Consider the following 15,764-nt stretch of genomic DNA (forward strand, 5'->3'; position numbering starts at 1 on the left):
GTCTTTAATTTTTTAAACCTGTTGTACCAATTCCTCTAATAAACTGCTTTTGTCCAAAGAGGAATAAAATAATTATCGGAAGGGTTACAATAACAACAACTGCCATCAAAACTGACCAACTATTTGTAAATTCTTCTTGAAAGGCGGCTACTGCTAATTGTACGGTTCTGAGTTCGGGACGAGTTGTAAAAACTAAGGGTTTAAATAAGTCGTTCCATTCCGCAATAAAACTAATCAAAAATAGGGTTACTAACGCAGGACGAGATAAAGGTAAAAGAATGTTCCAAAGAATTTGTAAACGATTAGCACCATCTAATAATGCAGCTTCTTCTAATTCTATTGGGATTGTTAAAAAGAATTGTCGCATCAAAAATATACTATAGCCATTGGCTGCAGTTGGTAAAATCATCGCCCAATAGGTATTAATTAAATTTCCCCATTTAAGAACCAAAAAAATTGGAATAACCAAGAGTTGGAAGGGAATAACTAAAGTCGCTAAGACTAAAAGTAATATACTATTTCGCCCAGAAAAAGATAAACGAGACAAGGCATAACCCGCAGTTGTAGAAGTAACAATCTGAAAAAAAGTAACAGCGATCGCAACTCCTGTAGAATTAGCAAATGCTAAAATAAAATTACCTTGTTTCCATGCTTCTTGATAGTTTTCCCAAGTATAATAGTTTTGTGTTATTGCCTCTTTTATTGTCATCCCTATCGGAACGATAGAAGTTATAAAAACAACACCTAAAGGAAATAAAACGAGAATAGATATTAATCCTAAAATCGATAAAGTAATTGATTTATTGAGCATAGTTATCATTCAATCATCAGAAATAAGCATAGTTATTAAATTGTTGTATTAGGGCTTCAGTATCAGTTGAACTATCAGTTAGTATATACCAACCAATGAAAATTAAAACAAAAGGTAAAACATATTTAGAAATCGGTTCAATGAGAGATTTTAAGCGACTGCTAGACAAAAAGATTCTTGCAATAATCCCCCACAAAACCCCCATGAATAATGATGTCACTAAAACGAGCCACCTTAAACCTTGTTGTGTATCCGTCATAAAAGCTAAAAAAACAGCAAGGGTATCGCCACTATTAGCTAACATAATTCCACAAACCGTTAAAATAATTTTAATTTTCGATTTAGATACATCTAATTGCTTAACTGATTCATTAGTTGAAGATCTATTAAAGATCTGTAAAATTTGATAGATGCCTAATGAAATGGGAATAATTCCCAAATACTTAAGAAAATGAATCGGAAAAATACCCAACCAATATGAAAATACTAAAGCCACTATATTAACAATAAAAATATCCATTAAATAGCCAATAACTACTTCTCTTTTATAAGAACTATAATTCCCCATAAAGCCGATTAGTAATAACAAATTATCGAGGCTACTGGAAATGAAAGTGACAATTGTTAAATTAATAATTAAAAAAATTGGCTCGCTCATCATTCTGTAATATGATAATATGGATTTTGCTAATTGAACAAATAAATAGCATAAATAAAAAACTGAAAAGATTAATTTAAAATAAAATTGTCAGGATAAAGGAATATTAAATCTAATGATAAAAGCCCTAACTCTATCTGTTTTTACTACTATTCTTACCGCTTTACCTGTATTTGCAGCAGGGGAAATTCTGGTATCTTATGGACCTTGGAAAGGATCAATTAGAGTTGAATCATTAGAAACATTTGCTAAAGATGGCACAGTTAATAGTAATCTAAGATTTTATATGAGAAGTCTTAACAGAGAACAACGAGAGCAGTTTAGACAAGCTTTAGTCAAACAAGTTAATGTTAGTCCTGTTTTGCTTTCTCGTTTTTTTAACAGTGCATTGGGCGCAGATATATTAGCACGTGCGGGTCGAGGAATTACCATTCAGGGTGGAAGCAATGGTAAATTTGCTCTACGATCTGCCATCATAAAAGCTGCTTTTGAGCCAGAAGGACTGACATTACTGAATGTTTTGCGTAATTTTCCCACCAATATGCAGTTACAGGGAGAGTATCTGATAGGACTCTCAAACACAGTTGATCTCATTGTTGAAGCAACGAACTATTTTACCGCTCAAATGGGTGAAATAGCGACACAACAAGCCGAATCTAGCACCGTAGATTTTAGCAAACTTCCAGAGCTTCGCAACAAAGGATCATTTCAAGTTCGTCAAGAAACCTTGACTTTAACGGATGCGAGTAGAAAGCGTACTTTTTATATGATTCTCATCACCCCCGAAACATATCGATCGGGGAAAACGCCTGTTGTCATTATCTCTCATGGGTTAGCATCTAGGCCAGAAGATTTCGCGGATCTAGGCAAACATTTAGCATCTTATGGTTTTGTCGTCGCCCTACCGCAGCATCCTGGGAGTGATTTTCAACAAAAACTAAATTTACTTAATGGTTTATCTAGAGAAGTTTTCGAGAAAAGCGAATTTTACGATCGCCCCAAAGATATTAGCTTTGTCATAGATGAACTAGAACGCCGTAATCAAGCGAAATTTGGCGGACGATTGGACTTAGAAAATGTTGGAGTTGTCGGGCATTCTTTTGGGGGATATGGTGCCTTAGCGGTTGCTGGAGCCGAGATTAATTTAGACTATCTTAAATCAGTCTGCGATCAACCCTTTAGTGGACTCAATGTCTCATTATTACTTCAGTGTCGCGCTTTAGATGTGTCCTTTCCTACCTACCAGTTTAGAGATCCAAGAGTTAAAGCGGTAATCGGGAAAAACCCCGTTAATAGCACGATTTTTGGTCAATCAGGACTCGCACAAATTCAGATTCCTGTCATGATTACTGGGGGAAACTACGATCCAGCAACCCCGTTTGTTTTAGAACAAGTTCGCGCTTTTACTTGGTTAACAACACCCGATAAATATTTAGCATTAGCAGAAGGACAAGCTCATGTAGACTTTTCTCAACTCGATGCAGGGATCACTCAAGTATTAGATTCTATGCCTGGACTCATCTTACCCGATGCTGATTTACTCAATAGTTACCGAGATCCAATTGTTGTAGCTTTTTTTGAGGTGTATCTCGCTAAAAATGAGCAGTTTAAACCTTTTTTAACCTCTGCTTACGGAAAATATCTCAGTCAAGATCAAAAATTTAGATTTTTGCTAATTGATGCGTCGGCACAGCCCATCTTACAGGAATCCCTCAGTACTTTTCAGCGTAGAAGATAGATTAATTTTTAATTGATGTGGGCTACTTTTGATGTGATTTAAGGGTTGGGAAAAAATACAACTTTTCCGAGAATTCCTAATAAACCTGTCACTAAAACCCCAACAATCCCCAAAAAGCCAATACTAAAAGTATTAAGACGAGAACTGTTATCGTCGATGCGTCTGTTGCTATCGTCAAATCGTTGATTCATTTGTCTATTAAGATCATCAAACCGTTGATCGGTTTTTTTATCCAATAAAGATATCGTGTTATTTATTGCTTTTAGCTGTTCATCGGTACGAGCGATATGTAAGTCTAGTTTCTTGTCTATCCCGTCTGTTTTGTGGTCTAAATCATTAATTTTGTGGTCTAAATCACTAATTTTGCGGTCTAAATCACTAAACCGATTATTAATTAAGTCTTTCAGTTCTTTTAAATCGGCTTCTGTAACTGTGGTCATTTTTGCTACACTCCTAAAGAGAGAAAGATTTTTCATCAACTCCCCAGAGTTCCTATCTCTAGGGGGTTACTCATATTATGGGTTATTCGGCTGTGATTTCGTTAAACAATCGCGGTATGAAAGTGGGCTACTTTTGATATGATTTAAGGGTTGGGAAAAAATACGACTTTTCCGATAATTCCTAAAATTCCTGTGGCAAAAACTCCAACGATGCCAAAAATCCCAAGGGTTAATGTATTGAGACGGCTATTACTATCATCAATTCGTTTATTTGTTTCATCTAGTCTTTTTTCAATACCCTTTAGCTGTTCATCCGTTTTGGCGATATAAACTTCTAATTTCTTGTCTATCGCGTCTGTTTTTCGGTCTAAATCATTAATTTTGTGGTCTAAATCACTAATTTTGCGGTCTAAATCACTAAACCGATTATTAATTAAGTCTTTTAGTTCTTTTAAATCGGCTTCTGTAACTGTGGTCATTTTTGCTACACTCCTAGAAAGAGAAAGATTTTTCATCAACTCCCCAGAGTTCCTATCTCTAGGGGATTACTCATATTATCGATGATTCGGCTGTGACTTCGTTTAACTAAGTATCCCCATGAAAGAATAGACTTTGTTGAGGAATACCGATCGCAATTCCTTTTTGATCAAATGCTAGTTTCAGACGACGACGAAACTCGCGCTCTACATCCCACTGACGCAACCGTTTAACGGTGATCCGCATCATTATTTCAATTCCTGTATGGGCGACGCGACTGACACCTATAACGTTAACTGGATCGATAATATCATCCTGCCATTGTTGATCGATTGCCATTTCTTGAGAGACTTGTTTCATTAACTCGATCGCTACAGTCGGATCAGTCTGATAAGCCACTTCAATTGTAAAATTAACGCGTGACCAATCTTTACTCAAATTGTGGGCGACGATAATCTGATTATGGGGAATTGTACTCAAACGTCCATCGGCTGTACGAATTTGAGTCGCTCGTAAACTCATATTTTCCACAATTCCGATCAATCCCTCAAACTCGATCATATCGCCAACTGCATATTGATCCTCAAAGATAATTAAAATCCCATTAACCCAATCTTTTAATAAATTCTGGAAAATAAAAGTAAGTGCGGCTCCGACTAAACCCGCTCCCGTCAAGAATGAGCTAGGTAAAAACCCCTTCCAAGTCAAAAACCAAATCACTCCAATACAGAAGGAAACAAAGCCAATAATTCCCCGTAATACTGTGAGTAAAGTCGGTGCGCGTAGAATTCGGCGTTGAGGATCTCCAGAAACGACCGATCCCTGTTCAACCCATTCTCGTAATTTATAATTAACATATAAGCTAACTAAGTTGCTGACCAGTGTTAAAACTAACCAGATCATAAAAAGATTTAAGGGTATCCGAATTACGCCACGCCCTTCTAAACGTGTTTCAGGAAATACATATAAAATAGCCGCTACACCACCAAACCAAAGTAAGATTAATCCGATTTGATCTAGTCTTTGTAGCAATATATTTAGAATTAGCTGCTGCTGGATATTTGCTTGATTGTGAAACGCATTCAAAACCCCTAGAGGTTCATAGAAAAAGCGCTCGGCTTTATGGGATGGTGCTACGGCTTCTAATTCTCTGCTTGATTGCTCTTTAGCTCTTTTTTTCAGCCAGTTAAAGCGAGTTTTTAAGATTTTTTGTACCCAAGTTAGTAAACAGCTTATAATAATTAACCCGATCGCAATTATCGCTACTGTTGCGATCTGACGTTGTCGCGCTTTAGGTTGACGGGCATTCCAAGCTTCAATAAGAGCATTGTAAATAATATTACTCCATTGCTCGGCTAAAGTAGAAACGGAGGATGAATCGATTAAAGCATCTATTTCAGTTACAGTTAATATAACCTGCCGAGATAAATCTTTTTGATCATAAGCAACGATGACCGTTAAGTTATTAAGAGTCGCTGTTGTAATTAAGAGAGTTTTTGGGTCAAAACCTGTATTAACAATGCTGTTTAGTGTTCTTTCAATGCGCCTCGCCCTTCTTTGGATGGGTGATAAATTTCCGTTTTGTTCTGATTCTGCGGTTGTAATATCTTGAGAAGCGATTTGAAATAAAGCATATCCATCCAAATAAACCGAAGTGTATTCAATGTCTCCAGTTATAGCAATTCTGTGACTCGGTTGTGTCAAGGAAAAACGCGGTTGTGAGGGGATAAAAAAAGTCTGTGCTGATGCGGGGAGTTTCCAAAAAGCGATCGCACTAATCATCAGTAAACCAATTATACCTAAAGCAATTTTTCTCACAATTTGAGTCATCATTCTTTGTCAATTTGTCAGCACACAGCTTGTTGAAGCTATTCTTAATCCTAAACTCTGTCAATCTTAGCTTTTTTCTCTCAATAGCGGTATCAGGAATAAAACTAGGCTACATCACTATCACTTTAGTTATTTTGAGCCTGATTGCTGATTTTATGATTTTAAATAGTAGTGATTAAAATTACTAATAAGATTGATTTAACATTAGTAAATTACTGAAAACTAAACGATCAAGTTTTAAAATTCTAATAGTTTGACTCTAATTACTACCGAACAAACAGCAGATCAAGCCAGCCCAAGTGACGCTTATTGATAGCTTTCGCATATCTTCAATTAGAGACTGTATTCTGAAAAAATACAAAAATTAGGATAAAATGGGAATAGTGCCAAATTTTTCCCTTAAAACTAAAAACTACATTTAATCGTGATGAAAAAGAACAGGAGAGTCAGAAAGAGCGAAGAATTAGTTCTTTTTATTGTTCCTCTATCCGACGATTGAGCGGTGATCCTTCCTTAGAGGGAACACTAGCCTGTAGACTAGAGAGGATTATAAATAAATCATCCCATACACAGCGTTCTTAATAGCCTAACCCAAACACTAAACCATAGATGAGCCGGACATTCTCCAATCTTGTTGATGTACTTCGTTATCGAGCCACAGAAACACCTCAAAAACTTGCTTTTACCTTCTTGTCAGATGGGGAAAGTGTGTCATCTTCCCTAACCTATCTACAGTTAGATCAACAAGCTCAAGCGATCGCATTCAAATTACAACAGCTAAAAGCGCAAGGAGAACGCGCCTTATTACTCTATCAACCAGGTTTAGAGTTTATTTCCGCTTATTTTGGCTGTTTATATGCTGGAGTCATTGCCGTTCCTGCCTATCCACCTCGTGCGAATCGCTCTTTTGAACGTTTACAGGCGATCGTTTCTGATTCAGTTGCTCAACTCGCCTTAACAACATCCTCCCTTGTTGATACCATAGAAGGGAGATTAACGCAATCAGTTACTCATGAAAATTTACATTGTGTAACAACAGACGAAATTGATTTAGATCTCGCTTTATCGTGGCAGGAAACAAAGATTACAGAAGACCAACTCGCTTTCTTACAGTATACCAGTGGCTCAACAGGAACACCTAAAGGAGTCATGGTCAATCATGGCAACTTAATTCATAATTCCCGTATGATCAATCAATGCTTTCAAGACACCTCAGAAAGTATTGCTGTTTCATGGTTGCCACCCTATCACGATATGGGTTTAATTGGCGGTATTCTACAACCCGTTTACGTCGGTGCATCTCAGATTTTAATGTCTCCTGTCGCCTTCTTACAACGTCCCTCGCGTTGGTTAGAAACAATTTCTCGGTATCGTGTGACGACAACCGGCGGTCCCAATTTCGCATATGATCTTTGTATTAATCAGATTCCACCCGAACAACGAGAAACCTTAGATCTTAGTAGTTGGACATTAGCGTTTAGTGGTGCAGAACCAGTTCGCACACAAACTTTACAAAACTTCGTACAAGCATTCGGACCCTATGGTTTTCGCGCTCAATCATTTTATCCTTGTTATGGGATGGCAGAAACCACACTGCTAACATCAGGAGGAAGAAAAGAAAATCCCCCCATTTTTAAAACCTTCGATAGCAAAGGAATCGAAAAAAATCAAGTCATCACCCAAGAAACCGATACACCTGATAGTATTACCTTAGTAGGATGCGGGCAAATTGTCGAAGGGAAAATTCGCATCGTTAACCCAGAAAGCTTAACCCTCTGTTCTCCCGATGAAATTGGGGAAATTTGGGTCAGTAATGATAGTGTAGCCCAAGGTTATTGGAACCGTCCAACTCAAACCAAAGAAACATTTCAAGCTTATATTGTTGATACTCAAGAGGGACCCTTTTTACGAACAGGTGATTTAGGATTTGTTCAAGATGGAGAAATTTTCGTTACAGGTCGTCTAAAAGATTTAATCATTATTCGAGGACGAAATCATTATCCCCAAGATATTGAATCTACCGTTGAACAAAGTCATCCTGCATTAAGAGAAGGTTGTGGCGCTGCTTTTTCACTCGATGTCGCAGGAGAAGAAAAATTAGTTATTACTTATGAGGTGAAGCGGAGTTATCTACGGAAACTCGACGCAACAGAAGTGACTCAGGCTATAGTCAAAGCAGTCTTACAAACCCATGAGTTACAAACTTACGCCATTGTCTTACTGAAAACGGGTAGTATTCCCAAAACCTCTAGCGGCAAAATTCAGAGACACGCTTGTAAAGCAGAGTTTTTACAAAATACATTAGCAAGTGTTGGAGAATGGAAGCAAGGAGATAAAACAACAAAATTACAAGCAGAAAAAGAGACACGAAAACAGGATATAGGAAAAGTTGATCAAACGACGCAAAAAATTATTACTTGGTTGGTGACGAATATTGCACAACGTTTAGATGTGTCACCTTCTGAGATTGATATTAGAGAACCGTTAGCGAGTTATGGTTTAGACTCAGTACAAGCAGTTCGTTTATCCGCAGAATTAGAAGACTGGTTAGGACGCAAATTATCGCCCACTTTAGCCTATGATTATCCTAGCATTGAAGCTTTAGCGAATTATTTAGGAGTTGTAGAGACGGGAGCACCTGTACCTCACCCTAACCCTGTCCTAAAAAGAGAGGGAACTATAAACGAAAAAATTGCCATTGTTGGGATGGGGTGTCGTTTCCCTGGTGCGAAAAATACAAAAGCATTTTGGACATTATTACGCAATGGTATTGATGCAGTAAGTATAAGCGATCGCTTTTATTCTCAAACTTGGGGTGGTTTTTTAGAAAATGTCGATCAATTCGATCCGCAATTTTTCGGTATTTCCCCCAGAGAAGCGCAAGAAATGGACCCCCAACAACGCTTACTCTTAGAAGTCAGTTGGGAAGCATTAGAAAATGGGGGTATTGCTGCTGAAAAACTTAGCTCAAGTCAAACTGGTGTTTTTATTGGCATTAGTAGTTCAGATTATTCCCAAATTCGCCTAAAAAATGACTTAGATCCGAATGCTTATGCAGGTACAGGAAATGCCCACAGCATCGCCGCAAATCGGTTATCCTATTGGTATGACTTTAATGGCCCTTCTCTAACCGTTGATACTGCTTGTTCTTCCTCGTTGGTTGCAGTACATCTAGCAGTGAGAAGCTTACAGACGGGAGAATGTGAACAAGCGATCGCAGGTGGTGTTAATTTATTATTATCTCCTGAATTAACCGAAACCTTTACCCAAGCAGGAATGATGTCACCTGATGGAAGATGTAAAACCTTCGATGAAAGTGCCAATGGATACGTCAGAGGGGAAGGATGCGGAGTAATTGTTCTAAAACGTCTAAGTAATGCAGTGCGTGACGGTAATCCCATTTTAGCCGTGATTCGGGGAACTGCGGTTAACCAAGATGGACGGAGTAACGGTTTAACTGCACCAAATGGACTTTCTCAGCAAGCAGTCATTAAAAGCGCGTTATTTGATGCTGATCTAAAAGCTTCTCAAATCCAGTATATCGAAGCACACGGCACAGGTACAATTTTAGGCGATCCGATCGAAGTTAGTTCCTTAAAAGCGATCTTTACCGAAAAACCCTTATGGTTAGGATCAGTTAAAACTAATATAGGACATTTAGAATCAGCCGCAGGGATCGCAGGTTTAATTAAAATAATTCTAAGCTTGCAACATGAAGAAATACCACCGCATCTACATTTACAAAAACTCAACCCTCATATAGATTTACAAAATACACCCATAAAAATTCCGACTCAAGTTCAATCTTGGCAAAAATCAGATCAACCTCGTTTAGCGGGTATTAGTTCCTTTGGTTTTGGGGGAACTAATGCACATATCATTATAGAAGAAGGAATCACACCTCACCCTACACCCTCCAACCTCCCCCTAACACCCTCCACCTCACCCTACCCTCTCCTACGAGGAGAGGGGATAAGGGAAAAACCCTTATATTTGTTCACTTTTTCTGCTAAAACGGAACCCGCTTTACAAGAATTAGTTAAGTCTTATAAAGATTACTTGACATCTAATCCAAATATTAATCTAACCAATTTAGAATATACTTTAGCGACGGGAAGAACCCACTTTAATCATCGTCAATGCTATATTGCTAATAAGAGCGAACAATTATTACAACAATTGAATACGGTACAAGAAAATAAAGCTATTTCTCTTGAAATTAACCCAAAAATTGCTTTTTTATTTACTGGACAAGGATCGCAATATACAGGGATGGGACAACAATTATATCAAACCCAACCCACTTTTAAAAAAGCCATCGATCAATGTGCAGAAATTTTACAAGCTTATCTTGATAAACCGTACCGCCCCCTAGCCCCCTCCTACCAAGAGGGAGAACAACAAGGAATACTTTTATTAGAGATTCTCTATTCAGACAATAATTTAATTCATGAAACACTCTATACTCAACCAGCTATTTTTGCTCTAGAATATGCTTTAGCTCAATTATGGCTATCTTGGGGAATTAAACCAAGTGCTGTGATGGGACATAGTGTTGGTGAATATGTTGCTGCTTGTATTGCTGGTGTTTTTAGTTTAGAAGATGGATTAAAATTAATTGCTCATCGTTCTAAATTAATGCAAGGTTTACCCCAGAATGGCGTGATGGTAGCCATTTTTTCTGATCAACAAACCGTACAAGAAGCGATTAAAGATTACGGTGAAAAAATAAATATTGCTGCAATTAATGGAAATAATAATATTGTTATTTCGGGAGAAATAGAAGCAGTAGAAAACGTTTTACAAGGTTTTAAAGAGAAAAATATTAAAACGAGGAAATTAAAAGTTTCTCATGCTTTCCATTCTCATCTCATGCGTCCTATTTTGTCAGATTTTGAGAAAATAGCTCAAAAAATTAATTATCAAACTCCAACGATTGAAATTATTTCTAATTTAACAGGGGAAAAAGTTACATCGGAAATTACTAAACCTGAATATTGGGTAAATCATATTGTTGAACCCGTAAAATTTGCCGCGAGTATAGAATATCTTGTTAAAGAATACCAAATCTTTCTCGAAATTGGTTCACAACCGACTCTACTCGGTATGGGAAGATTAGTTTTAGAAAGTGAGCAAAGTAATAATAAGCTTTATTATTGGCTACCCAGTTTAAGAAAAGATCAAGATGACTGGCAACAAATCTTACAAAGTCTTGCTAAATTATATTATTTAGGAATTAAGATCGATTGGCAAGGCTTTACACAAGATTATCCCCATCAAACAATAACCGATTTACCGTCTTATCCCTTTCAACGTCAAAGATACTGGTTAGAAGAAGTGAAAAGAAAACGAGAATCTAATAATCTTGATGAAGAATTTTATCAGATTAACTGGATACAAAAATCTAATCCTTCTGCTACTACGATAAAACCTCTTGCAGGAAACTGGTTAATCTTTGCTGAACAAGCTAAGGGTGAAGACGCGATATGTCTCGTCTCTACTTTAGTGGAAGAATTCAAAAAAATAAATCAGTCTTGTATTCTGGTTTATCCTGGGGAAACTTACCAAAAAACTGAACCCGAAATCTATAAAATTAATCCAGCATCCAAAGAAGATTATCAAACTCTATGTAAAGAGATTAAAGATTTAAACTTACAGGGTATTATTCATCTATGGAGTTTAGAGCAAAATCAAGAGTTATCCACAAGCGTCTTAGAAAATAGCCAAAAGACAACAACCCAAAGCATATTATATCTTCTGCAAACTTTAACCGAATATTCCATCAATTCTCAACTGTGGATTACAACTAATAATACTCAATCTGTTACAGGAAATGAGCAAAAACTTTTGTTAACAGGATCAACTTTATGGGGACTTGGTAAAGTTATCGCCTTAGAATATCCTGAATACTGGGGAGGAATTATTGATCTTTCCTCGACAACAGATGGAAATGAAGTCACTTTATTGTTAAATGAGATTATTAACTCAGATAGTGAAAATCAAATCGCATTCCGCCAAGGTAAGCGATATGTTGCTAGACTTCAACATAGTATTATTCCTAAAATAAGCAAAAAAATAGATTATAGTGAAGGAACTTATTTAATTACAGGTGGTTTAGGTGCAGTCGGTTTAAAAGTTGCTCAATGGTTGGTGTCTCAAGGCGCGAAATCATTGGTATTATTGGGAAGAAAAAAACCGTCTGAAAAAGCGTTTTCAATTTTACAAACTTTAGAAAAACAAAGCATAAATCTATTTGTTTGTCAAGCAGATATTACAAAAGAACAAGAATTAAAAGATATTCTGACTACCGTTAAGAGTAATATGTCATCCTTGCGGGGAATTGTTCACTGTGCAGGAATTTTAAATGATGGTCTTTTACAAGGTTTATCTTGGGAAAAATTTGAGTTAGTTTTAGCCCCGAAAGTACAAGGAACTTGGAATTTACATCAACTCACCAAAGATGAACCCCTAGACTTCTTTATTCTATTCTCTTCGGCTGCATCCAGTATCGGATCGCCAGGACAAGGAAACTATGCTGCTGCGAATAGTTTTCTAGATGCGATCGCACATTATCGACACGCACAAAACCTTCCCGCTACTTCGATCAACTGGGGAATACTTTCTGATGGAATGGCGACTCATTCTCGCGTTGCCGTAAAAGGACTAAACCCAATCTTGACAAAAGACGCATTAAATGTATTACCGCAATTATTGAATAGCACACAAATAGGAGTTATTTCTGCTAATTGGGACACAATAAGTCAGCAGTTTCCTAACTTTACCGAGTCTCCCTATTTCCAAGACATCCTAACATCCGTATCTAAACCATCGAAGAAAACCAGTCGGGGTTTAGTAACAGAACCCTCGATTTTGGTATCCAAACCCACCATTTTTGAAACCCTTTTAGAAACACCAGACAACAACCGAGAAGCATTTCTAGTTAACTATTTACAGACAACGATCGCTCTGATCATGCAGCTAAACGATAATCAGATCTCCCCTACCGATAGTCTACTCGATTTAGGGATGGATTCACTGATGGTCATGGAAGCCATTAACCAACTTAAAACCGATCTTCAGTTAATGCTATATCCCAGAGAATTTTATGAACGTCCTCGCATCAACGGTTTAGCAAAATATTTAGCGAGTGAGTTTAAGAGAACTTACGAAAAGAAAACACCTCTTAAACAAGAACCAAAACAGACATCTCATAATGAAGAGTTTTTTGTTTCTTCCTCGCAACCCACCCCTTATACATTAGAACAAAAACTACCTGGTATTGTTTTTATTCTTTCTAGTCCGAGATCAGGATCGACTCTATTACGAGTCATGTTAGCAGGACATCGGGAACTTGCGTCACCTCCTGAACTTCATTTGCTTCCCTTCGATACAATGGAACAACGCTCAAAAGAATTAACCCTATCTCATTTAGGTGAAGGTTTACAACGTGCATTTATTGATCTAAAAGGAATAGATGCAACAGAAAGTGAATGTTTAATAGCAGAACTCGTTAAAGATAATCGTTCTATTCCTGAAGTTTATACATTATTACAGGAATTAGCAGGCGATCGTATTCTCATCGATAAGTCACCGACCTACGCATTTCACCGCGAAACCCTTGACCGGGCCGAAGCAATGTTCGACAATGCAAAATACATCCATTTAGTACGTCATCCTTATGCGGTGATCGAGTCATTCTATCGTCTCCGGATGGATAAGCTAGTCGGTGCAAAAGACGGCGATCCTTACTCTATTGCTGAGTTAATCTGGACAAAGAGTAACCAAAATATATTAGACTTTTTATGCAATATTAGTAACGATCGCCATCATCTGATCGTGTATGAAGAGTTGGTGAAAAACCCCACTCAGGTAATGCAAAAGTTATCTGAGTTTTTAGGGATATCCTTTGATCCGTCTCTAGTTAACCCTTATGAAGGACAACGGATGACGGATGGAGTTTATAACCAGTCGATGTCCGTCGGTGATCCAAACTTCCTCAAACGTAAAAAAATTGATCCCACCCTTGCTGATAGTTGGAAAAATATTAAACTACCGCAGCCCCTGACAGAAACAACCCGAAAAGTTGCTATGTCTTTAAATTATCAGTTACCCGAACAAAAAAGCGATCGGACACAGATGAATGAAGAAATGATCTGGGTTCGTTCTCTTAACCTTTGTTTGTGTAACTGGGGAGAACACGGGACGGCAAAAAGTACGCATAACCAAGATAGAGAACCGATCCTCTGTTTACATGGCATTCTAGAACAAGGGTTAGCTTGGGAAAATGTGGCTATTCCTTTAGCTGAACTTGGATATCGCATTATTGCCCCAGACTTACGCGGTCACGGAAAATCTGATCATGTTGGGTGTGGTGGATCGTATAATATGTTAGATTTCTTAGGGGATATCGATGCGATCGCATCAATGATCACAGACCAAAACTTTACCCTCGTTGGTCATTCTTTCGGATCTGTTCTCGCTTCAATGTATGCGAGTATCCGTCCCCAAAAAGTGAAAAAACTAATTTTAGTCGATCCCGTTATTCCTCCTAATTCTAACGAAAGCGAAACCGTCGAACAATTAGCCACTCATTTAGACTATCTTTTATCACCTCCTTCTTATCCTATATTTAAAGATCTTAAAGAAGCGGCCGAACGTTTACGTTTAGCGACTCCTGCGATGTCTGAAGAATTTTCTTTACGACTGGCCCAACGTATTACCGAACCCGCTCAAAATGGTATACATTGGCGTTGGGATGCTAAATTAAGAACCCGCGCTGGATTAGAATTTAATGGTATTAATCAAGCAAAATATTTAAGTCTTTTAAAATCGATTCAATGTCCTATTACTTTGATTTATGGCGACATGAGCGAATTTAATCGCCCCGAAGATTTAATCTTACAAGAAAAAGCCATGTCAACCGCCAAAAAAATTATTTTATCAGGAGGACATAACTTACACATCGAACGACCAACCGAATTAGCTAAAATTATTCTGCAATGATTTATACTTTTTATAAAAACTTAATCTTGTGGAACGCGGATCAGTCCTTTTCCCACGTCAGAAACATCACATTCATCGGGATCAAGTTTTTCAGTCGTTGCAGAATTATTGACACATTTAATCAGTTCTTGTGTATTAAATTGTCCGTTTTTCTTCAGTTTTTCAGCCCAAAGAGCCGCTACGCCCGCAACATGGGGAGTCGCCATACTCGTTCCACTCTTCAGATACTAAGTTTTCTAGTGGGTTGATAGACAGCCGTAGTTACAGATTTATAAACATAAAAAAAATCTTTATTTTGCAAATCTTAATATTTTTTATTTCTTAAAATAATCTTAAAATAGAGTCAATAAAAATTGATTACTGTATAATTTGTATACATCTTTAAGAAAGGTAGTTATTTGATTAATGAAAATTAAAACACTCATTACAATTTCACTGTCCATCCTTTTTTCTGTAACTTTGACTTTAGGGATTTTTACTGTATCGACAACTACTGCATTAGCCGAGCAGATAGCCCAAGCACCTACAGAAGTTGTTACACCTGAAACTGACATCAAAACGGCTAAAGAGCTAAAGAAAGAAGCTAAAAAACAACAGAAAGAAGCTGAAAAAGAAGCTAAAAAACAACAGAAAGAAGCTAAAAAAGAAGCTAAAAAACAACAGAAAGAAGCTGAAAAAGAAGCTGAGGCATCTGAGACTATTACTGCTACACCATCATAATGTAATTGTAACTGCGGACGCGGCCTTCTATCTGGCGGCCAATCAGGAAGTAAATGTCTTTGTATCGCTGGCTGTTCTTAAACTCTG

General features: G+C 37.4%; 9 protein-coding genes. 3 read left to right on the forward strand and 6 right to left on the reverse strand.

Going from position 1 to position 15,764, the window contains the following annotated elements; all coding sequences use genetic code 11:
* Positions 1-4: 4 nt before the first annotated feature.
* Together C7H19_RS00280 and C7H19_RS00285 are read right to left on the reverse strand one after the other, a co-directional pair.
* Positions 5-811, reverse strand: coding sequence for a carbohydrate ABC transporter permease (locus tag C7H19_RS00280; protein WP_219907547.1), 807 nt, complete (start codon positions 809-811; stop codon positions 5-7).
* 16 nt (positions 812-827) lie between these two features.
* Entirely contained in the window at positions 828-1,472 is a 645-nt protein-coding gene (locus C7H19_RS00285; RefSeq protein ID WP_106454887.1) for a cadmium resistance transporter, read from the reverse strand.
* 112 nt (positions 1,473-1,584) lie between these two features.
* Here C7H19_RS00285 and C7H19_RS00290 point away from each other — a divergent pair, with 112 nt between their 5' ends.
* On the forward strand, positions 1,585-3,207 hold the full coding sequence (locus C7H19_RS00290) for an alpha/beta hydrolase (protein WP_106454888.1): 1,623 nt from the start codon (positions 1,585-1,587) through the stop codon (positions 3,205-3,207).
* A 38-nt stretch (positions 3,208-3,245) separates the two neighbouring features.
* On the opposite strand, the gene C7H19_RS25265 is transcribed toward C7H19_RS00290, so the two are convergent.
* From C7H19_RS25265 to C7H19_RS00305, 3 genes are all read right to left on the reverse strand, one after another.
* A complete protein-coding gene (locus C7H19_RS25265) occupies positions 3,246-3,647 on the reverse strand; it encodes a hypothetical protein (RefSeq protein ID WP_146136481.1) in 402 nt (133 codons plus the stop codon).
* 143 nt (positions 3,648-3,790) lie between these two features.
* Positions 3,791-4,126, reverse strand: a complete 336-nt coding sequence (locus C7H19_RS00300; RefSeq protein WP_106454889.1) for a coiled-coil domain-containing protein — start codon at positions 4,124-4,126, stop codon at positions 3,791-3,793.
* 106 nt (positions 4,127-4,232) lie between these two features.
* Positions 4,233-5,957 (reverse strand): mechanosensitive ion channel family protein, encoded by a 1,725-nt coding sequence (locus tag C7H19_RS00305; protein ID WP_245927187.1) that lies wholly within the window; start codon positions 5,955-5,957, stop codon positions 4,233-4,235.
* A 606-nt stretch (positions 5,958-6,563) separates the two neighbouring features.
* Between C7H19_RS00305 and C7H19_RS00310 the strand changes: the two genes are divergently transcribed.
* On the forward strand, positions 6,564-14,957 hold the full coding sequence (locus tag C7H19_RS00310) for a type I polyketide synthase (RefSeq protein WP_106454891.1): 8,394 nt from the start codon (positions 6,564-6,566) through the stop codon (positions 14,955-14,957).
* A gap of 20 nt (positions 14,958-14,977) precedes the next feature.
* Here C7H19_RS00310 and C7H19_RS26105 read toward each other — a convergent pair whose 3' ends face one another.
* The gene (locus C7H19_RS26105) at positions 14,978-15,181 is read right to left on the reverse strand and encodes a S8 family serine peptidase (RefSeq protein WP_281261710.1); all 204 of its coding nucleotides are present in this window, start codon (positions 15,179-15,181) and stop codon (positions 14,978-14,980) included.
* 181 nt (positions 15,182-15,362) lie between these two features.
* Between C7H19_RS26105 and C7H19_RS25270 the strand changes: the two genes are divergently transcribed.
* Positions 15,363-15,677, forward strand: a complete 315-nt coding sequence (locus C7H19_RS25270; protein ID WP_146136482.1) for a hypothetical protein — start codon at positions 15,363-15,365, stop codon at positions 15,675-15,677.
* Positions 15,678-15,764 lie beyond the last annotated feature (87 nt).

This window comes from Aphanothece hegewaldii CCALA 016 (assembly GCF_003007785.1).
Lineage (GTDB): Bacteria > Cyanobacteriota > Cyanobacteriia > Cyanobacteriales > Microcystaceae > Chroococcus > Chroococcus hegewaldii.